General features: G+C 68.6%; 12 protein-coding genes and 4 pseudogenes. 8 read left to right on the top strand and 8 right to left on the bottom strand.

Annotated elements, in window-relative coordinates:
- The first annotated feature begins 19 nt into the window (after nt 1-19).
- Nucleotides 20-745, top strand: a complete 726-nt coding sequence (locus ABZV38_RS09170; RefSeq protein WP_356326127.1) for a hypothetical protein — start codon at nt 20-22, stop codon at nt 743-745.
- A gap of 46 nt (nt 746-791) precedes the next feature.
- On the opposite strand, the gene ABZV38_RS09165 is transcribed toward ABZV38_RS09170, so the two are convergent.
- Both ABZV38_RS09165 and ABZV38_RS09160 read right to left on the bottom strand, forming a co-directional pair.
- Nucleotides 792-1,538: an N-acetyltransferase gene (locus tag ABZV38_RS09165; RefSeq protein WP_356326126.1), complete on the bottom strand. Its 747-nt coding sequence runs from the start codon at nt 1,536-1,538 to the stop codon at nt 792-794.
- 379 nt (nt 1,539-1,917) lie between these two features.
- Nucleotides 1,918-2,190: pseudogene (locus tag ABZV38_RS09160) on the bottom strand (HNH endonuclease family protein); the annotation flags it as partial.
- 133 nt (nt 2,191-2,323) lie between these two features.
- Here ABZV38_RS09160 and ABZV38_RS09155 point away from each other — a divergent pair.
- Genes ABZV38_RS09155 through ABZV38_RS09145 form a run of 3 tightly spaced genes read left to right on the top strand, consistent with a single transcriptional unit; the run spans nt 2,324 to nt 6,145 of the window.
- Nucleotides 2,324-3,499 carry a tyrosine-type recombinase/integrase gene (locus tag ABZV38_RS09155; protein ID WP_356326125.1) on the top strand — a complete coding sequence of 392 codons (1,176 nt, stop codon included), beginning with the start codon at nt 2,324-2,326 and terminating at the stop codon, nt 3,497-3,499.
- Nucleotides 3,489-5,741, top strand: a complete 2,253-nt coding sequence (locus tag ABZV38_RS09150; RefSeq protein ID WP_356326124.1) for a tyrosine-type recombinase/integrase — start codon at nt 3,489-3,491, stop codon at nt 5,739-5,741. Before ABZV38_RS09155 ends, ABZV38_RS09150 begins: the two co-directional genes overlap by 11 nt.
- Nucleotides 5,738-6,145, top strand: a complete 408-nt coding sequence (locus ABZV38_RS09145; RefSeq protein WP_356326123.1) for a DUF6262 family protein — start codon at nt 5,738-5,740, stop codon at nt 6,143-6,145. Before ABZV38_RS09150 ends, ABZV38_RS09145 begins: the two co-directional genes overlap by 4 nt.
- 24 nt (nt 6,146-6,169) lie before the next feature.
- Here ABZV38_RS09145 and ABZV38_RS09140 read toward each other — a convergent pair whose 3' ends face one another.
- Together ABZV38_RS09140 and ABZV38_RS09135 are read right to left on the bottom strand one after the other, a co-directional pair.
- Nucleotides 6,170-7,660, bottom strand: a complete 1,491-nt coding sequence (locus ABZV38_RS09140; protein WP_356326121.1) for a hypothetical protein — start codon at nt 7,658-7,660, stop codon at nt 6,170-6,172.
- 195 nt (nt 7,661-7,855) lie between these two features.
- Nucleotides 7,856-8,080 (bottom strand): hypothetical protein, encoded by a 225-nt coding sequence (locus ABZV38_RS09135; RefSeq protein ID WP_356326120.1) that lies wholly within the window; start codon nt 8,078-8,080, stop codon nt 7,856-7,858.
- A 165-nt stretch (nt 8,081-8,245) separates the two neighbouring features.
- Here ABZV38_RS09135 and ABZV38_RS09130 point away from each other — a divergent pair, with 165 nt between their 5' ends.
- The gene (locus ABZV38_RS09130; RefSeq protein WP_356326216.1) at nt 8,246-8,887 is read left to right on the top strand and encodes an HNH endonuclease family protein; all 642 of its coding nucleotides are present in this window, start codon (nt 8,246-8,248) and stop codon (nt 8,885-8,887) included.
- Between the two features lie 274 nt (nt 8,888-9,161).
- Here the strand turns inward: ABZV38_RS09130 and ABZV38_RS09125 are convergent.
- A pseudogene (locus tag ABZV38_RS09125) lies at nt 9,162-9,641 on the bottom strand (HNH endonuclease); the annotation flags it as partial.
- A gap of 118 nt (nt 9,642-9,759) precedes the next feature.
- Between ABZV38_RS09125 and ABZV38_RS09120 the strand changes: the two are divergent.
- The 3 genes and pseudogenes from ABZV38_RS09120 to ABZV38_RS09110 form a co-directional block, all read left to right on the top strand.
- Nucleotides 9,760-9,930, top strand: a pseudogene (locus ABZV38_RS09120) (helix-turn-helix domain-containing protein); the annotation flags it as partial.
- 163 nt (nt 9,931-10,093) lie between these two features.
- The gene (locus ABZV38_RS09115; protein ID WP_356326119.1) at nt 10,094-11,761 is read left to right on the top strand and encodes an IS200/IS605 family accessory protein TnpB-related protein; all 1,668 of its coding nucleotides are present in this window, start codon (nt 10,094-10,096) and stop codon (nt 11,759-11,761) included.
- 12 nt (nt 11,762-11,773) lie between these two features.
- A pseudogene (locus tag ABZV38_RS09110) lies at nt 11,774-12,145 on the top strand (TetR-like C-terminal domain-containing protein); the annotation flags it as partial.
- On the opposite strand, the gene mfd reads toward ABZV38_RS09110, so the two are convergent.
- The 3 genes from mfd to ABZV38_RS09095 all read right to left on the bottom strand — a co-directional run bounded on the left by mfd (nt 12,123) and on the right by ABZV38_RS09095 (nt 19,408).
- The gene (mfd, locus tag ABZV38_RS09105; protein ID WP_356326118.1) at nt 12,123-15,653 is read right to left on the bottom strand and encodes a transcription-repair coupling factor; all 3,531 of its coding nucleotides are present in this window, start codon (nt 15,651-15,653) and stop codon (nt 12,123-12,125) included. The pseudogene ABZV38_RS09110 and the gene mfd sit on opposite strands and share 23 nt — an antisense overlap.
- Nucleotides 15,654-16,037: 384 nt before the next feature.
- A complete protein-coding gene (locus ABZV38_RS09100; protein ID WP_356326117.1) occupies nt 16,038-18,623 on the bottom strand; it encodes an FtsX-like permease family protein in 2,586 nt (861 codons plus the stop codon).
- Complete coding sequence (locus ABZV38_RS09095) at nt 18,620-19,408, bottom strand: ABC transporter ATP-binding protein (protein WP_356326116.1); 789 nt, start codon at nt 19,406-19,408, stop codon at nt 18,620-18,622. The genes ABZV38_RS09100 and ABZV38_RS09095 overlap by 4 nt, the downstream gene beginning before the upstream one ends.
- Nucleotides 19,409-19,827: the final 419 nt, after the last annotated feature.

The following is a 19,827-nucleotide window of genomic DNA, read 5'->3' as shown; positions in this document are numbered from 1 at the left end:
CCCCGACCGGAGCCCGACCATGCGCCCTCTCGCCCGGATCGCCGCAACCGCTCTGCGCACCGCAACAGCGACGCTCTGCACCGTCACGGCCCTGGCCCTCACGGCCTGCGACCCGGTGTTCGCCCAGCAGCAGGACACCGGGGCGTTCGCCCGGCTGACGGGACCCGAAGTCGCCAACAAGGCCCTCGCGGCGACCCGGGCCGCCACGTCGGTACGGATCACCGTGGAAGCGAAGGCGCCCGACGGCACCCCGGTCGAGGCTTACGTGGCCACCGACATCAGGGGCGCGTGCACGGTGACCCTGTCCATGGGCGCGGCAGGCACGATGGACCTGGTCAGGACCGGCGGCACGGTCTACACCCAGTCCGACGAGGCGATGCTGCGGGCGGCGTCCGCGGGCCGGCCGCGCACGGACGCCGAGGTCAAGAAACTGACGGGCCGCTGGGTGAAGGCAGGCGACGCCGACAGGTTCACGGCGCAGACCCTGAGCTACTGCGACCGGAAGGGTTTCCTCGACCGCCTGGCGGAGAACAGCGACTCCGCGCGCAAGGGGAGGGCAACCACTGTCGACTCCACGCCCGCTCTGTCCCTCACCGGCCGGGCAGGCAGGGGGTCATGGCAGGCGGCGGTCGCCACGGAGGGCAGGCCCCACCTCCTGAAGCTGCGCTTCAGCACCGGGACCCCGCTCACCGTCGAGTTCACCGAGTTCGACAAACCGTTCACGGTAAAGAGACCGGCCATCTGACACACGGACCCGCCTGTACACACACGTACAGGCGGGTCGTTCGTTTTCACACCCGGTGCCGCACCCACACATTGGGCTCCACATACACCGCATATCCGTGCGCCGCCGAACAGTGCACCGGCACCAACGCCCCCGGAACCTCCACCGGACCGTCCTCGTCGAACGGCAGCCCGGTCCAGGACCGCCACCGCTCGAGGGAGCCCGACACCGTCATGGACACCGGCGCCACCGCCTCGATCACACCGCCCGCCCGCACATGGACGCGCAGCCACGGGTCGTACGGAAGCCCGTCCTCCGCCCGGGTCCGGCGGGCGTACTCCTCCATCGGAGCCGAGGCGTCCAGGTGCTTGGCGCTCGGCCGCACCGGGGCGACGAGCTCCCGGAACCCGAGCCTTCCGGCGTTGTCCCGCATCGCGGCGACCATCTGCCCCGAAATCCCCTCCCCCTGCCGCCCCTTGGCGACGGCGATCTCGACCGCGCCGACCGTGTCCGGCGTACGCCCACGCCGCAGGTCGGAGAAGGCCCACAGCAGCGACTGGTCCCAGCCGCCCTCGGGCAACTCCCCACGCCCCGGTGCGTGCAGCGCGAACGGCACGCTGTACGCCCGTGCGACCACGTCACCGTCCGGGTCCGTCGCAACGAGCGCGTACTCCGGGAACTCGACGGCGAGTCTCGGGTAGTTCGCCCACCCGACGAGGTCCTCCAGGACGAACTCCGGCCAGGTCTCGGGCATCTCCTGCATGGGCCCGGCGAGATCGGGGCGCGCGGCGAGGGTGGTGATCTTCAGCTCCATCCACCACACGCTAGGCAGCGGAACTCCCGAAGCCGACGTGTTTACCGATGCCCCCGCTGCACGGCCGCGGCCGCGTGACCGTGCGTACGCCCGGCACCGTCCGGCCCCGTCAGCGCCGGAGCCGCCAGGAAAGGCGTCTGCCTCCAGGGCCTCGTGCGTGTCCCCTTCTCAGCGGCCCGACGCCGTCAACCGCCGCGCTGCGCCAGCATCGCCCGCTTGTGCGAGAGTCCTCAGAGCGTCCCGGAGCCGGTCACGTTCTCCCAGGTCACTGAGGTGCTATCGGCAATGGATGCTGATGCTGAGTCATGGCGTTTTGCGGTGCGGTCTTCCCAGAGCGGAACAGGCCGAGGGCCGAGGCTGACGCGCCCCGGCTTCTCTTTCAGCCTCCGCACTGCCGCAGCATCATCTGCTTGTCCGCGGCCGTCACGGGCATCTCGTACTTCACAGCGACCTGAGCGAAGCGGACTGCATACGCGCACCGGACCGACTTGTTCGGCGGGAGCCAGGACGCAGGGCCGGAGTCCCCCTTGGCCGAGTTGGCACGCCCCTCCACCGGAATCAGATTGAGCACGTCGTTCGCGAGTTGCTTGCGCTTGGCCTCCGCCCAACGGGACGAGCCCATTTGCCAGCTGTACGACAACGGCACCACGTGTTATCCGCACCCTGAATTGAATGCCGTTGACGTCTGCGACAGATGGTGGATGGCCGTTTCCTTTCCGTCAGCTTTCCGTTATCCGGTACAGCGACTGTCTGCCGCTGACAGCGATGACATGCAGGAGGAAGTGTTGGCGATCACGCAACGGGTGGCGATCGGGGAGGGGGCTACGTGGACGGTCCTCGCGGGTGACTACCGGGTCGCGGAGCCGATCGAGCAGTATCTCGAGTACCTGAGGTCGACCGACAGCTCACCCAACACGATCAAGAGCTACGCCAGAGGTCTCGCCCTCTGGTGGTCCTTCCTGGAACACCGATCGCAGGCGTGGGACGCCGTCGGTGTGACCGAACTCGGAACATTCGTAGGGCAGTTACGGAGAAAGAGCGTGGCGGAGGAGGTCGTGCCGCTTCGGCTTCAGGAGCGGGCCGCCGACGCCACGGTCGCAAGCCGGATCAGAGCGGTAATGGGCTTCTACCGCTATCACGCGGCGCGTGGGGTCGAGGTCGCGGGCCAGTTGTACGAGACGGTGCACGCCCGGCCGGGCAGCTATCTGCCGTTCCTGGAGCATGTGGCGCGCAAGCACGGACGGCGATCGAGTGTGGTGAAGGTAAGGGTCCGGGCGAAGCCCGTCCCTGTTCTTCTTCCCGGACAGATGACGTCACTCCGCGAGGCGGAGGCGTCCTGGGACCCGGCGGACGGCATCTGGTCGGGTGAGCTGCGCTACCGGCTGTTGTGGATGCTGTTGGAGGAGACCGGGCTGCGGCTCGGCGAGGCGCTGGGGCTGCGTCACCGCGACTGGAAAACCGGGACCGGCACAACCGCCCAGATCGAGGTTGTCCACCAGGAGGGCCATCCCTATGGTTTGCGGGCCAAGAGCGGCTACCGGCGGATCTTCATCGGCTCAGCACTGGACCGGCTGTACGGGGACTGGGTGTGGGCCCTGTGCGAGGCCGGCGCCGATGTCGAGCTGGACGACTGGGACGGCGCGTACATCTTCTGCAACCTGCATCGCGGTCGCCGCTTCGCTCCGCTGAGGCCGGAGAGCGTCTACAAGCACCTGAACGCGAGGAAATCCCAACTCTCGGCGCTGCCAGTGGAGATGACCCCTCACTGGTACCGCCACACGCATGCCACCGCCTTGCTGCTGGCCGGAGTTCCGATGCATGTCGTCAGCCGCAGACTCGGACACGCCGATGTTCAGACCACGATCAACACCTACGCCCATGTGACCGAGGATGCCGAGCTTCGGGCGTGCGCGGACTGGCAGAAGATCACGCAGTCCTGGGGGAGCTGGAATGAACGCTGAACCGACCATTCTCCCGGCCGCTGGAGCGCGGGTACTGCCGTCGCCACGGACCGAGGGGCGGAAGCGCCTGGACAAGCGGGACCCTCGCCTGTCGATCGCTCAGCTCTTCAGCGAGGAGCGGGCCCGGCAGCTGTGGGAGAGCCTGCCGGAGGAGCACCGCCGAGACCACTTTGATGCCACGAACATGCCCGAGGACTACGGACAGGCCTTCGCCACGCGGACCATTGACAGCGAGCGCGGCTGGTTCACGCAGGCGCTCAGCTTCCGAGGTCTGCCCGAGCCGATGGTGTGGGAGCTCGCTTGGTGCGTCCACCAGCAGGTTGCCGACGGATACTCCATCAACATCGATCGCTTCCAAAAGCTTCGGCGGGGACTGAACCTGGCCATCGAACACGGTGGCCCGTCGGTGCATTCCGTCAGATCGCTCACGACGCTCACGCACGAAGAATGGGCACGGGAGGTGCGGGGTGCGGTGATGCGCACCGACACTTCGCCCACCGCGAATCTCTCCACCCTCGTCCTGCACAGCGTCAAGCATATTCAGGATCGGCTGGCCTACGCCTATCACGACGGCGAGTGGTGGCGGCTGAACGTGTGGAATCCGGGCCTGGACCGGCGCATTCCTCAGAGGGAGCACGAGCCCAGCGGCCGGAAGTTGGCCAACTTCAGCCAGCTGACCACGGACTGGTTCCGGGAGGCTGCGAAATGGTGGCTGTCGGTCCAGCTCTCGACTGAGCAGTACGTGTGGTCGTCGGTGAAGAGCCGGCTGGACCATCTGAAGTGGTTCCAGTGGTACATCGACCAGGCGGGCTGCGCGGGCCCTCAACTGGTCGGCTCACCGGAGGAACTGCGTCCCTGGTTGCGTGGGCTCGTGGACTCCCTGAACAGCCATGTCGCCATAACCGGGCCGAACAAGGGCGGAAAGCTCGCGAAGAACAGCCGTCGGGGGCCGCTGGTGACCATCGAGGTGTTCTACCGCTGGATGTACGACAACCGGGCAGAGGCGGTCTCAGTGCTCGGCGAGCCGCGTTGGGCACGGCTCGGTCTCCATCACACGGTGCTGTTCCGCCTGGAGGACAAGCCCAGACTGACCAACCAGCTCCCCGACGACATGGCACTCGAGGACGAGGTGATCAGCCAGATCGCCGCAGGCTCCGGCGCCCTTGCCGCGCCCAAGGCCGAGGGCGGCCTCGACGATCGGCAGGCATTCCACGCGCTCATGCTCCTGATCCGCACCGGCCGCCGGATGAACGAGGTCCTGATGATGGACTTCGAACCGCTCCTGCCGCTCCTGACCGCCGGCAAGGAGGACAGTCAGGGGCCGGACGGCTTCGTCGCGCGTCTGCGCTACCAGCAGACGAAGATCACGGGCGGAGATCCGCCGACCATTCCGGTGGACCAGGAGGTCGTAGACATCATTCGTGTCCAACAGCAGTGGGCACGGGAATTCGTCGCCACGCACGGCGCGCCGGAGGGGACAGTCCCCCGCTACCTCTTCCTGGGGATCCAGAACAACCGGCTCGGCCTCCGCCCCTATGCTTCGGCAACCTTTCACATGCGACTCAGTGCGCTGACCGGCATGCTCACCATCACAGACAGCGTCGGGCGCGCGGTAGCCATCTCCAAGACCCATACATTCCGGCACACCCGCGCTACCGACCTGATCAATGCGGGAGTGCCGATCCACGTGGTCATGCGCTATCTCGGACACCTGACCCCGGCCATGACCATGCATTACGCGAAGACCCTTGCCGTCACTGCCGAGCGCGAGTTCCTCCGCTACAAGAAGGTGACGGCCGACGGCCGGACTGCCGAGGTGAATCCGAGCGACCTCTACGACCTCCTGCACCTGGACCAACGAGCCGACCGCGTCCTTCCGAACGGCTGGTGCATGCTGCCGCCCCGGCAGGTCTGTTCCAAGGGGAACGCCTGCCTGACCTGCGACAAGTTCGTCACCGACGCCAGCCATCGCGACGAACTGCAGCACCAGCTCCAACAGTCGGAAGGGCTGATCGCCCGCCGCCAGACCCAGTTCACCGCCCGCCACGGCGAACCGATGGGCGAGGACAACGTCTGGCTCGCCGGTCGCCTCGCCGAGACCCGTGCCCTCACCAAGGTCCTTGTCGCCCTGGACCAGGTCAGCGTCCACGAGGACGGACAGCTCCGGGCCGTTCGCGGAGCGGGCGCGGCTGACCGGCCCGAACCGCTGCCTGCTACTCAACGACAGGAGCCGACCGCATGACGCCACTGCCCGACCACCTCCAGCAGGCCACCCGCGCCCGGAGCCAGGGGGCCGAGAAACGAGCTCGCACAGCCCTCGCTGAACTGGCCAAGGCCGGTAAGCCCGTCAGCTTCACCGCCGTGGCCCGCCAGGCCGGGGTGAGCACCGACTTCCTCTACCGGAGCCCAGAACTGCGCAACCAGATCGAGCGATACCGCACCAAGGCCGGATCGGCTCCGGCAGCTCTTTCAGATCCGCCGGGCGACTCGTCGACCTCCGCCGCCGTGAGGGCGCTCAGTGCCCGTCTCACCCGTCAGCAGCAGGTCCACCACGAGGAGGTGGCCAGGCTCCGCAAGGCCCTGGAAGTCGCGCAGGGCGAGAACCTCGACCTCCGTAGGCGCCTGGCCCGCTACGAAGCCGATTGAACAGGTGACGACGCCACACAAGGGTCAACTCATCGACGCGCTCCAGCCGTCACTGGTCACGATGAGCAGAGCCCCCCGGTGCAGGTCGAGGCTACAGGCGGCAGTGGGCTTCCCCACCTGGAAGAACGGGCCGGGGCCCTGGAAGGCGACGGTGTCCAGGTGGAAGGCATCGGGTTCGGTGCAGCTGACGGTACGCAGCCTCCAAGGTGCCGAGGAGTCCTCGCCTGACCGGGGCGGCAGGGCGAGCTGGAGCTGCGCGGTGGCCGGACGCTCCGTGCCGTAGTCGGTGTGCCCCGCGGTCCAGGAAGCCATAATGAGGGCGGCCTGTGGGGGCACACCAGGTGCGGGTGGGCTGTCGGTGAGGGAGTGGGGAGTTCGTCGGCCCGTCTGCGGGACCGCAAGGAGGTCCGAGCGGCCGGCACGCGCCTTGAGTATGCCCGCGAACCAGCGGGTCAGTGTCGGGCCACCCTGGTCAGCCCAGGTTCGGATCACTTTACGGAAGGCTGTCTCGCGGTGGCGGGAGCCGCTTCGAGATCCCGCGTCCAGGATCGCCTCGCCCGCTCGGGAGAAGGCCCGGCACAGGTCGAGGACGGGGACATGATCGGCGTGGTCGGCGTAGCGCACCGAACGCAATTCCCACATGGCGTGGCGCAGAAGGACGGCGGCAGCACGGGCATCGGTTCCCAAGTCCGCAGCGGGGGGCTGGCGCAGGCGGCTCGGGCGGCCGGTGCGGGGCGGGGTGACGGCGTCCGCGTGCCGTCCGGCAGACGATAGGTGCCATGAGCGGTCGTCAAGGCGGTACTCGCCAGCGGTGGCGCGGAGTCGGCCGCCCGTGCCCAGGGATATCGCGGTCTCCGGCAAACCAGCGTCCAGGACCACGCCCCGCTTGTAGGAGAGGTCAAAGACGGCATCGGTGACGCCATCCAGCCAAACGTTCAGCAGGGCAGGTGGCGCGGGCGCGTCCTCCCCGACGGCGAACATGCGGTCAACAACCAACTGCAGGAAGGTGGTCAGGCGAGTACCGGCACGCTCTACTTGAAGGTGGCGGACGGACGCCGTCGCCAGGTCGTAGTCGGGGGCCAGATCGTCCACGCTCTGGCGGGTGAGTCGGGACTGCGGTGGCATGACGTGTCCGAGGTAGTCGCGGCCCGGGATGTACGGCTCGGCCGGCGGTAGGAGCGACCCGATGTCGTAGCCGGCGATCGCGGCCTGCTCGGTCATCCAGCTGCGCCGCCGCTCTCCGAGGCCCGCCATCCACTCCAGCGCCGTCATCGCCCGGCGCTCGCGTTCATCGGCGTCGGACGTGCTTACGGCCCAGAACAGCGGAAACAGGTTGTTGTCCCACACATCCGCTGCCGCACGAATCGTTTCCCGGTCGAACTGGCGGACCTCTGCAGCGGCCTCCGCAATCTGCTCCACCGAGCGGTCCAACAGTGCCACCAGCGCGGAAGCGGCCGACGTACGGCTTTCCGGCAAACACAGCGAGTCGGACAGTGGACGGGTACGTCTGGCCATGGCGTGATCCTCGCATACCGCCGTATCCACCCCGCGGGATAGCGTCAGCGGTATACCGCTGAGGCTATGAGCTGCTTGGTCATCAACTCATAGGACAAGGCCCGCCAGCCAGCGGCGGGTATCGGCGGCCAAGAGATCTTTCCCGCCGCGTGGCCCGGGATGAATGCGGCCGGGGCGCAGGTCGCGTCGACGAGGTTACGAACCCTCCGTGAACGCGGTGGCATGGTCGGCGGCCCACTGGCGAAACGTTCGCGGCGCCGTCCCAAGGATGTCGGCCACGGCACTGGTGACGTACGCGGGCTGACCGACCGCCGCGCTCCACGCGGCGAGCAGCATGTCGACGACCGAGCTGGGCGCCGTGCCCTGGCCTCGCGTGGTGGGCAGACGCAGGTCACGGCATGCCCACATCGCCGCGGTCACGGGTGGCGCTGGAATGGAGAATCCGACCCCCTCCCAGCCGCGAACTGCTCCCGCTCAATACCCTGGTTCGTTGTGATACCTCACCACGCCTCACATGCTTCCCGCCGCCTGCTTCCACTCACCCCGTTTCTGCTGTCGGGCTTGCTCGCCCTGGGCGGGTGCGACATCGGGAACAGTCCGGCAGGACCTTCCCTCCAAACCGGCGCAGCTGCCGACGGAGCAGCGCTGCAAGCCGTCGGAGAACTCACGGTAAAAGGGCGGGCACCCAAGACGGGATACGACCGAGAGAAGTTCGGCCCCGCCTGGGCGGACACCGATCACAACGGCTGCGGAACCCGTGACGATGTCCTCGCGCATCAGTTGACGTCCGTATCCCGGGATTCGGACGGGTGCAAAGTGCTGCGCGGAGTCCTCGATCCCGATCCCTACACCGGAACCCGTATCACCTACATACGCGGTCACAGCAAGGTCGACATAGACCACCTCGTCGCACTTTCGGACGCCTGGCAGAAGGGCGCTCAGCAGTGGAGCGACAGCAAGCGGCGGGCTTTCGCGAACGACTCACTCAATCTCGTGGCTGCCGATTCCTCCACCAACCGCCAGAAGGGGGACGGGGATACGGCAACCTGGCTACCGCCCAACAAGTCCTATCGCTGTGACTACGTGGCGGGGCAGGTCGCGGTCAAGACGAAGTACAGGCTGTGGGTGACACAGCCAGAGAAGGACGCGATGGCGAAAGTGCTCACAGCCTGCCCGAATAAGAAGCTTCCTTCGGGCGGCAATCCGACGGAAGCTGCTGTTGGTTGAGACACCGGACCTCCCTGCCGACGACCTCCATGTGAGACACCCTCGCTTGGGACACTGCTGGTAAGAACGCCCAACGGATCTTCGCCCGGCACATCCACGGCTGGACCTTCGCCACCACCCATCGCACCCTTCTGGCCACCGAAACCGCAATCGTCACGATCATTCAGCGCGTCGCGCTCAGGGTGTTCTGATTCCAGACGCCATCCGTGTCAGCGCCATACCGCTGACGTCACTACAACGGGGAACGTGAGCTCTTGGTCGTCGCGGCTACGGATACCACGTGGTCTATCTGCACCTCAGCGGCCTCTTCCTTGCGCCACTCGATGGTCGTGCCGGTGTATGGGTCCTGCAGCACCATGGCGATGACCACGCAGTCGGAGCCGGCTCGGAAGCGGAGGTTCTGGCCATCGCGACGAATGAGATCGTTTCGAGTGTCACACCCGTTCCTCGCCAGCGGCACGCCGTCGGCCGTGTCCATCCAGGCGTAGCCGAACTTGTTCCGGTCGTAACCCGTCTTGGGCCCCCGCCCCTTCGTGGACAGCTCCTCGATGAGCTTGCGGGCGGCAGCTTTGTCCGCCCCCGTCGTCACGGGCGCAAGCCCGGGCTTCGTACCGTCGGGGTTGCTCAGCGGGCCGGCACCGAAGCCGCCCGGCGACTGCCCGCCGCCCGCCGAGCCGCTGCCGCCGGCGGTCACGTCATGGGGCTCGCAGCCCGCCAGTGCCAGGACCGCCGCCGTGCCCAGGGCAGGCAACATCACTCGGTACGCGTGGGGAGGTATCACTCGAAAGCCGTCCTGACGGGGAAAGTCGAACCCGGGAATCCTACGGACGTCTTCCCCGCTGACGGACGTTCATGGCCGCGATACCCGAGGGATGCGGCCCGAATCACATTCCCCCCCGTCCGCACTCGACGTCATCCGCACCGAGGGCCCGGGCGCCCTGAGCCTGCGCGACCTGGCCCGCCGGGCTGGCGTCTCCCACGCCGCCCCCGCCCACCACTTCAAGGACCGCACGGGCCTGCTCACCGCCATCGCCGCCGAGGGGTTGTGAGCTGCTGTCGGCTAGCTGAGCTGGAGTGAGTTGTAGTGAGTCCTGTCGGTGGCTTGGTGGAGTGGGAACGGGAGTTCCGGGGTCGAATGGGTGACCTTGGTAGCTGGTGCTCGTTGGGCTGGGTGACGGATGTCCGGCCTGGGTGGGGGGTGATGTGGTGGGTGGGTTGCGGGAACCGGCGGCCTCCTTCGTGGTGCCCGGGCCTCGCGGGGCGGCGGTCCGGGACCGTCTGGGGCACCTCACGCCCCAGGACGAGAGGGTGCTGCGTGCGGTCGGTGAGCATCAGGGCGCGCTGGCTTCCCGTGATCTCAAGGCCCGCTGTGCGGAGGGTCTGGAGCACAGTGCGGACACCTGGACAGCGCGTAAGCGGGACCTGACGAAGGAATCGTCGTCGCGGATCGCGGGTGCCATCACCAAGGCCACACATGATCAGTGGGCGCTGGCCCGCCGTTGCCAGGCGGCGCATATCCGGAAGCTGGCAGCCGGGATCAAGACGTTGCGGCACCGCCTGTCCCTCCCGCTCGGTGGGCCCGGGACGAGGCGGGCCGCGGGTGGCTACCGGTCGAAGAACGAGTGGTTCCGCAAGTCCCGCCGACTCGCGGCACTGGAGGCGCGGCATGCTGCCGCTGTCGCCGACTGGCAGGCCGGACGGGTCCGGGCGGTGCGGGGCGGTAGACGTCTCCTCAACACCCGCCACCACCTCACCCAGGCTGGGCTCACCGAGGCCCAGTGGCGGGAACGGTGGGAGGCGGAACGCTGGTTCATCGCTGCCGACGGTGAGTCGGGGAAGCGGTTCGGGAACGAGACGATCCGCGTCACCCCGGACGGCGAAGTGTCCATCAAACTGCCCGTTCCGCTCGCGCACCTGGCCAACGCCAAACACGGCCGGTACATCCTCACCGCCCGTATCGGGTTCGCGCACCGGGGTGCGGAGTGGGCCGACCGCATCACCGCGAACCGGGCAGTGGCCTACCGCATCCACCTCGATACGGAGCGCGGCCGCTGGTACCTCACCGCATCCTGGCAACGCCCCGTCGTGAAGACGGTCCCACTCGTCGCCGCATGCGCCCGGGGCGTGATCGGCGTCGACACCAACGCCGATCACTTCGCCGCCTACCGGCTCGACCAGCACGGCAACCCCATCGGTGACCCGCACCGCTTCCCTTACGACCTATCCGGTTCGGCCGGCCACCGAGACGCGCAGATCCGGCACGCCCTGACCCGCCTGCTGCACTGGACCCAGCAGGTCGGTGCGAAAGCCATAGCCATCGAGGATCTGGACCTCACCGCCGAGAAGACCCGGGAGAAGCACGGGGGCCGGAAGCGGTTCCGGCAGCTCATCTCCGGCATGCCGACCGGCAAGCTCAAGGCCCGGCTGGTGTCCATGGCCGCCGAACAGGGCCTTGCGATCGTCGCGGTCGACCCGGCCTACACCAGCATGTGGGGTGGCCAGCACTGGCAGAAACCGCTGGCCGCCCCACGCCGCACCCTGTCCCGTCACGATGCCGCGGGCATCGCGATCGGACGACGCGCCCTCGGACACCCGATCCGGGATGGGGTATCCCCTGCTCGAACGGAGTTGAGAGCTTGGGGAAGGACGGCACCGCCCCCGCACGACCGGAGTGATCGTGCGGGGCATCGGACCGTCCAGGCCGGACCAGGCGCCCGAAGGCGTGAGGGATCCCGCCCGCCCACCACGGACCGGCTCCCTGGAGGGCCGTCGCCGAGCGGGAAGCGAACGCGGGGGACCAGTGCATCCAACACCGTTCGGGATGCGCCCAGCACGCAGCAGTGGGTCCAAGACTCACTTACGCACACTGGTTAGGAACGGAACGGGCTCTTCGCCGACGCCCTCGCCGACGCGCCGGACCTACGCGAGAGGGGCGTTCGGTACGTGCGGTTCGCGACCGGCCACCCCGCGCACTTCCAGGTGATGTTCCAGCCGGAGCTCCACCACCCGGACGACCCGGAACTCCTCGCGGCGAAGACCCGCGCGGCACAGGCGCTGCGCGCAGGGGCCACCGGCCTCCCCGCCGGGGGACGCGGTGACGACCCGCGGCTCGCCGGCATCGCCGCCTGGTCCCTGGCCCACGGCTACGCCACGCTGCTCCTGAGCGGCAATCTGAACGACCCGCTGGGCGACCGGAACCCCGAGGAGGTGTTCCGGTCGCTCACCGGGCTGTTGTTCACGACCCCAGAATTGTCGTGAGGAACTCCCCGGTCCAGGCCAGCAGCTCGCGGCCGACGACCGGCTTGCCGCCGATCTTGCCGGTGGTCGGCCGCGGGACCAGGATCTGGTGGAGGGCCGGCTTGATCACCGTCTTCGGGTAGAGGCGCTTCAGGCGCAGCTCCTGGGACTCGCGCAGCTCCACCGGGGCGAACCGGATGTTCGGGCCCTGGAGCACGATGTCGCCGACGCCGCAGGCGCGGGCCAGCATCCGCAGGCCCGCGACCAGGAGGAGGTTCTCGACCGGCTGCGGGAGCTTGCCGTAGCGGTCGGTGAGTTCCTCGCGGACCGCCTTGATGTCGTCCTCCGTGGTGGCGGACGCGATCGCGCGGTACGCCTGGAGGCGCAACCGCTCGCCGGGCGCGTAGTCGTGCGGGACGTGTGCGTCGACCGGAAGCTCGATCTTGACCTCCAGCGGCGGCTCCTCCTCCACGCCGCCTTCGAGCGAGGCCCGGTAGTCGGCGACGGCCTCGCCGACCATGCGTACGTACAGGTCGAAGCCGACGCCCGCGATATGGCCGGACTGTTCGCCGCCCAGAAGGTTTCCGGCGCCGCGGATCTCCAGGTCCTTCATGGCCACATACATGCCCGCACCCATCTCCGTGTGCTGGGCGATCGTGGCCAGGCGCTCGTGGGCCGTCTCGGTGAGCGGCTTCTCCGGCGGGTACAGGAAGTACGCGTAACCGCGCTCCCGGCCACGGCCGACGCGGCCGCGCAGCTGGTGGAGCTGGGAGAGGCCGAAGTTGTCGCCGCGCTCCACGATCAGCGTGTTGGCGTTGGAGATGTCGATGCCGGACTCGACGATCGTCGTGGAGACCAGGACGTCGAACTTCTTCTCCCAGAAGTCGACGACAACCTGCTCCAGAGACTGTTCCGACATCTGCCCGTGTGCGGTCGCGATCCGGGCCTCGGGGACGATCTCACGGAGGCGGGCAGCCGCGCGGTCGATGGACTCCACACGGTTGTGGATGTAGAACGCCTGCCCCTCACGCAGCAGTTCACGACGGATGGCCGCGCCGATCTGCTTCTCCTCGTACGGGCCGACGAAGGTCAGGACCGGGTGGCGCTCCTCGGGAGGGGTGGTGATCGTCGACATCTCACGGATGCCGGTGACAGCCATCTCGAGCGTACGGGGGATCGGCGTCGCGGACATGGTGAGGACGTCGACGTTGGCCCGGAGCTTCTTCAGCTGCTCCTTGTGCTCGACGCCGAAGCGCTGCTCCTCGTCGACGATGACCAGCCCCAGGTCCTTGAACTTCGTATCCGCGGAGAACAGGCGGTGCGTGCCGATGACCAGGTCGACGGAGCCCTCGCGCAAGCCCTGAAGGGTCGTCTTGGACTCGGAATCGGACTGGAAGCGGCTCAGCGCCCGCACGCTGACCGGGAATTGGGAGTAGCGCTCGGTGAACGTGCCGTAGTGCTGCTGGACCAGGAGCGTCGTCGGGACGAGAACAGCCACCTGCTTGCCGTCCTGCACCGCCTTGAACGCGGCACGCACCGCGATCTCCGTCTTGCCGTAGCCGACGTCGCCGCAGATCAGCCGGTCCATCGGGACCGACTTCTCCATGTCTTCCTTGACCTCGGCGATCGTGGTGAGCTGGTCCGGCGTCTCCGCGTACGGGAAGGCGTCCTCCAGTTCGCGCTGCCACGGGGTGTCGGGGCCGAAGACATAGCCGGGCGCCGCCATCCGTGCCGAGTACAGCTTGATGAGGTCGGCGGCGATCTCCTTGACCGCCTTCTTGGCGCGCGCCTTGGTCTTCGTCCAGTCGGCGCCGCCGAGCCGGTGCAGGGTGGGGGCCTCGCCGCCGACGTACTTGGTGACCTGCTCCAGCTGGTCGGTCGGGATGTAGAGGCGGTCGCCGGGCTGGCCGCGCTTGGCGGGCGCGTACTCGACGAGGAGGTACTCGCGAGTGGCGCCCTGCACCGTACGCTGCACCATCTCGATGTAGCGCCCCACGCCGTGCTGCTCATGGACGATGTAGTCGCCCGTCTCCAGCGTCAGCGGGTCGATGGTCTTACGGCGGCGGGCCGGCATCCGGCCCAGATCCTTGGTGGCGGTGCGCTGACCGGTCAGGTCCGTCTCGGTGAGCACGGCGAGTTTCAGCGCCGGGTCGACGAAGCCGTGGTCGATCGCACCGCACGAGACATGGACGACGGACGGCGAGATCTCCGCCAGGTCCGCGTCGAGACGGGCCGGGATGCCTTCGCCGCCGAGCACCTCGACCGTACGGGAGGCGAGCCCCTGGCCCTCGGTGACGTACACCGTGCGCCAGCCGTCGGCGAGCCAGCCCTTGGTGTCGGCGAGCGCCCGGGCGGTGTCGCCGCGGTACGACTCCGGGGCGTGCATCGTGAGCTTCAGCGTGTCTTCGTCGAGCTCGGCGTCGGCGGTGAACGGGGAGACCGACCACCACATCATGTCCAGCTCGCGGGCCCGGTCGCGGACGTCCGCGATGGCCCACAGGGAGGCGGCACCGACATCGATCGGGGCCTCGCCGCCACCGGCCGTCGCCGCCCAGGACGCCTGCAGGAACTCCTGGCTGGTGGCGACCAGGTCCGCAGCCCTGGTGCGGACCCGCTCCGGGTCGCAGACCAGCGCCATCGACCCCTTCGGCAACACGTCGAGCAGCAGCTCCATGTCGTCGACGAGGACCGGGGCGAGGGACTCCATGCCCTCCACTGCGATGCCCTCGGCGATCCTGCCGAGCAGTTCTCCCAGCTCCGGGTGGAGTGCGGCGAGCGCGGCGGCCCGTTCGCGTACCTCGTCGGTGAGCAGCAGCTCACGGCAGGGCGGCGCCCACAGCCCGTGCTCGGCGATCTCCAGCGACCGCTGGTCGGCGATCTTGAAGTAGCGGATCTCCTCGACGTCGTCGCCCCAGAACTCCACCCGGAGGGGGTGCTCCTCGGTCGGCGGGAAAACGTCCAAGATGCCACCGCGGACGGCGAACTCGCCGCGCTTCTCGACCAGTTCGACCCGGGAGTACGCGGCTGCCGCGAGCGCATCGACGGTCTTGCCGAGATCGGCGCTCTGGCCGATGCGCAGCGCCACGGGCTCCAGGTCGCCGAGTCCCTTGACCTGCGGCTGCAGCACGGAACGCACCGGTGCGACGACGACGGCGACCGGGCCGGTCTCCGGGTCGTCGGCCCTCGGGTGGGCGAGCCGGCGCAGCACGGCGAGCCGGCGGCCCACCGTGTCGGAGCGCGGGGAGAGCCGCTCGTGCGGCAGGGTCTCCCAGGACGGGAACTCGGCGACGCTGTCCGGGGGCAGCAGCGTCCGCAGGGCGGCGGCCAGGTCCTCGGCCTCCCGCCCGGTCGCGGTGACGGCAAGCACCGTCCGCCCGGCCTCGCGGGCCAGTGCGGCCACGGCGAAGGGGCGGGCGGCGGCAGGGCCGACGAGGTCGACATGCATCCGATGGCCGTCGGTGGCGGCCTTCACCGCTTCGGCGAGTGCCGGGTCACGTACGACGACATCCAGCAGACCGTGCAGGCTCATGAAGGGCTTCCGTCCGGGTTACGAGGGCGAGGTTCCGGCAGCCGGCTGCTGCCAGGGGGCAACGCGAAGGGCCCGACACGTTTCACGGGCCGGGGGTTCCCAGCGTACGACTCCCCTGTGACACCCGCGCCCGCAATCCGGCTCGGCGGGCCGGATCCGGTCGCCCTCCGGCGGAGACCGGCAACGTCCGGCGGCACGTCGTACCCCAGCCGTACCCCAGGCACACCGTGGCGGTACCCCCTGAGGGTGAACACGTTCTCCGGCGTCTTCTCCCGGCGGCCCAGGGGCGCCACACCGGGTGCAGCGGCAACGCATCCAGCCCCGGGGTGTTTGGAGGAACACCCCGGGGCCGGACCCGTCATCCTACGTGGATCTCCGCGGCCGCTATTCGGTGGCGATCGCGTTCAGCACGTTCATCCGGCCTGCCCGGAACGCCGGGACCAGGGCCGCGAACAGGCCGACGAAGGCCGAGCCGACGAAGACCGTGAGGATCGTCGGCCACGGGATCTCCAGCACACCGAGGCCCTCCAGGGCCAGCAGCTTCTGGGCGGCCGTGCCCCAGCCCATGCCCAGGCCGAGGCCGAGCAGGGCGCCGAAGAGGGCGATGACCACCGACTCCAGGCAGATCATGCAGCGCAGCTGGCGGCGCGAGAGACCGATGGCACGCATCAGGCCGATCTCCCGGGTCCGCTCGACCACCGACAGGGCCAGGGTGTTCACCACTCCGAGCACCGCGACGATGATCGCGAGCGCCAGCAGACCGTAGACGATGTTCAGCAGCTGGCCGATCTGGTCCTTCAGGTCCTGCTTGAAGTCGGCCTGGTTCTGAACGGTGTACTGCGGGTACGCGGCGAGGGCGTCCTTGAGGGCGGCGTACGCCTCCTTCTCCTTGCCGTCCTGCGCCTCGGCGAACATGAGCATGTTCTTCGGCATCTTGTCGGCGGGGACGTACTTCTCGGCGGTCGTGATGTTGGTGTACATCGCGCCCTTGTCGACGTTCGTGTCGTCCGAGGTGATCGCGGCAACCTTCAGCTTCGCCGTCTCTCCGTCCTTGAACGCGACGGTGATCCGGTCACCGACCTTGACCTTGTGCCGGGTGGCGTACGCATCGCCGACCGACATGGCGTCCTCGCCGTAGGCGTCGGCCAGGTTCCCGGAGACCGTCTCGCGGCGCAGGTCCTCCCTGTACGTCGGGTCCGCGGCGACGACACCATCGTCCTCGACCGCACCGTCGGGGGCGGTGAGCTCGGCGCTGACCGACTTGTAGTGGGTGATGTGCTCGATACCCGGGACGGCCTCCAGGGCCTTCGCGGCCTGCGGCACGATCGGCTGGGGCGGATTGCCGCTCGGCTGGACGATGAAGTCCACGCCGACCGACCTGTCGAGCTCCTCGGTCGCCGAGGCGACCATCGACGAGCCGACGACAGAGAGGCCGGCGACCAGCGCGAGGCCGATCATCAGGGCCGCTCCGGTCGCTCCGGTTCGCCGCGGGTTGCGCAGCGCGTTGCGCTCCGCCAGCCGTCCGACCGGGCCGAACATCCGCAGCACCACCGTGCTGAGCGCCCGGACCACGAAGCCGGCCAGCAACGGGCCGATCACGATGAAGCCGATCAGGGTGAGGACCACACCCGCACCGAGGAAGAGCGATCCGCTGCTCGCCTCGGCGGCCTGCGCCGCGGTGTACAGGGCGGCGCCACCGGCGGCCGTGAGGACCAGACCGATCAGGGCCCGTACCCGGCCGGCGCGGCCGTCCGCCGGGGTTCCGGCGTCGCGCAGGGCAGCCATCGGGGAGATCTTCCCGGCCCGGCGGGCCGGGACGTACGCGGCGACGACGGTGACGACCACGCCGAGCGACAGTCCGAGCATCGGAGTCGTCCAGGCGATCGTGAGGTCCTCGGTGGACAGGTTCATGCCCATGGAGTTCATGAGCTTCATCAGGCCGACGGCGACACCGATTCCGGCACCGACACCGAGGACGGAGCCGACGATGCCGAGGAACAGCGCCTCGACCAGCACGGACCGGTTGACCTGCCCGCGGCTGGAGCCGATGGCGCGCATCAGGCCGATCTCGCGGGTGCGCTGGGCCACCAGCATCGAGAAGGTGTTGACGATGAGGAAGATGCCGACGAGGAACGCGATTCCGGCGAAGCCGAGCATCGCGTACTTCATCACGTCGAGGAAGGAGCCCATCGAGTCCTTGTTGGCGTCCGCGGCCTCCTGCTGGGTCTGGAGCTTGTACGCGGCGCCGTCACCGAGGGCGGTGGCGACGTTCTGCTTCAACTGCGTGTCACTGACACCGGGTTCGGCGGTGACGGAGATGTGGGTGAAGACACCGGGCTTGCCGAGCAGCTTGGCCTGCGCGGTGGCGGTGTCGAGGTAGACGACGGCCGCACCCGGGTTGGTGACCTTGAAGGAGGCGATACCGCTGATCTTCGCCTTGATGTCGCCGGTGACGGCGATGGTGCGCAGCTCGTCACCGATCTTCAGGTGGTGCTTGGCCGCGGTGTCGGCGTCGACCATGACCTCGGCCGGTCCGCGCGGTGCGTGTCCGGAGGTGATCTCCATCGAACGCAGGTCGTTCTGCGTCCAGTTGCCCGCGATCGTCGGGGCGCCGGTCGAGGAGCCCATGTTCTTGTTGTGGCTGTCGACGACGGTGACGGACATGCTGGTGACCGCGCCCTCGGCGGTCTTCGCCCCGTCCGCCTTCCCGGCCTGCTCGACAGCGGCGGCGGGCAGCGAGACGGGCCTGCCGTTCTGCGGCATTTCGTCGGCGTTCCGTGCGGTCCTGGGGCTGACGGTGACATCGGCCGAGGTCGCCGCGAACAGCTTGTCGAACGTGGTGTTCATCGTGTCGGTGAAGACGAGCGTGCCGCACACGAACGCCACCGACAGCAGGACCGCCACGGCGGAGAGCGCCATCCGTCCCTTGTGCGCAAAGAAGTTGCGCACCGAGGTCTTCCAGATGGTCATGACGTCCGCCCGCGCGCGTCGAAGTCCTTCATGCGGTCGAGGACCTGGTCGGCCGTCGGGTTGTGCATCTCGTCGACGATGCGGCCGTCCGCGAGGTACAGCACCCGGTCCGCGTAGGAGGCGGCCACCGGGTCGTGGGTGACCATGACGATGGTCTGGCCCAGCGCGTCGACCGACTTGCGCAGGAAGGTCAGCACCTCGGCGCCGGCCCGCGAGTCCAGGTTCCCGGTGGGCTCGTCGCCGAAGATGATCTCCGGGCGGGCGGCGAGCGCCCGGGCCACCGCGACGCGCTGCTGCTGGCCGCCGGAGAGCTCGGCGGGCCGGTGCTTCAACCGATCGGCGAGACCGACCGTCTCCACGACCTGCTGCAGCCAGCCGGCGTCCGGCTTACGGCCCGCGATGTCCATCGGCAGTGTGATGTTCTCCAGGGCGTTGAGCGTCGGGAGCAGATTGAACGCCTGGAAGATGAAGCCGATCCGGTCCCGCCGGAGCTGGGTGAGCTTCTTGTCCTTGAGCTTCGTGATCTCGGTTTCGTCGAGGTGGATCTCGCCCGAGGTCACCGTGTCCAGACCGGCCAGGCAGTGCATCAGCGTCGACTTGCCGGAGCCGGACGGGCCCATGATCGCCGTGAACTGTCCGCGGGCGATGTCCACATCGACATGGTCGAGCGCGACGACCCGGGTCTCCTCCGCCCCGTACGCCTTGACGACCTGCCGCGCTCGCGCAGCGACGGCCGTACGCCCTCCAGTGCCCCCGTGCCTGGGAATGGTTACAGCCGTTGTCACGGTAATTCTCCTCATGTCGGTCGATGACAGGACGTCGTTGTGCACGTACCGAGTACGTCGTTGTGCACGTACTGAGTCTGGGGCCCGGAAGCGGCCGGCGCGCTGGTGCCCAGCGCAGTCTTCAGGTGGGGTTTTCCCCACCCCGCCCCCTGCGGTCAGCCGCAATCGCGTTGTAGGACCACGCTAAGGAACGGGCGCCCTCCGCCACGTCCTCCGCCGGGAGGAACCACCCCTGGCCGGAAGTAAGGAGCTACCCCTAGGGGTCTCCGCCCTTGGGTGGAGCCGGATCTCAGGGGGCTCCACCCAAGGGCGGCCGCGGGCGGCCATGAGCGTTCCGGTGTCCCGGCACGGCAGCGGGTGAGACAGTGTCCCCGGGAAAGTACATGCATAGGGAAGGGATCTTGTGAGCGGCGTGGGCG

This window comes from Streptomyces sp. NPDC005181, assembly GCF_040608395.1.
In the GTDB taxonomy this organism is placed as follows: domain Bacteria; phylum Actinomycetota; class Actinomycetes; order Streptomycetales; family Streptomycetaceae; genus Streptomyces.
This window is presented reverse-complemented; position numbering and strand designations above follow the sequence as displayed.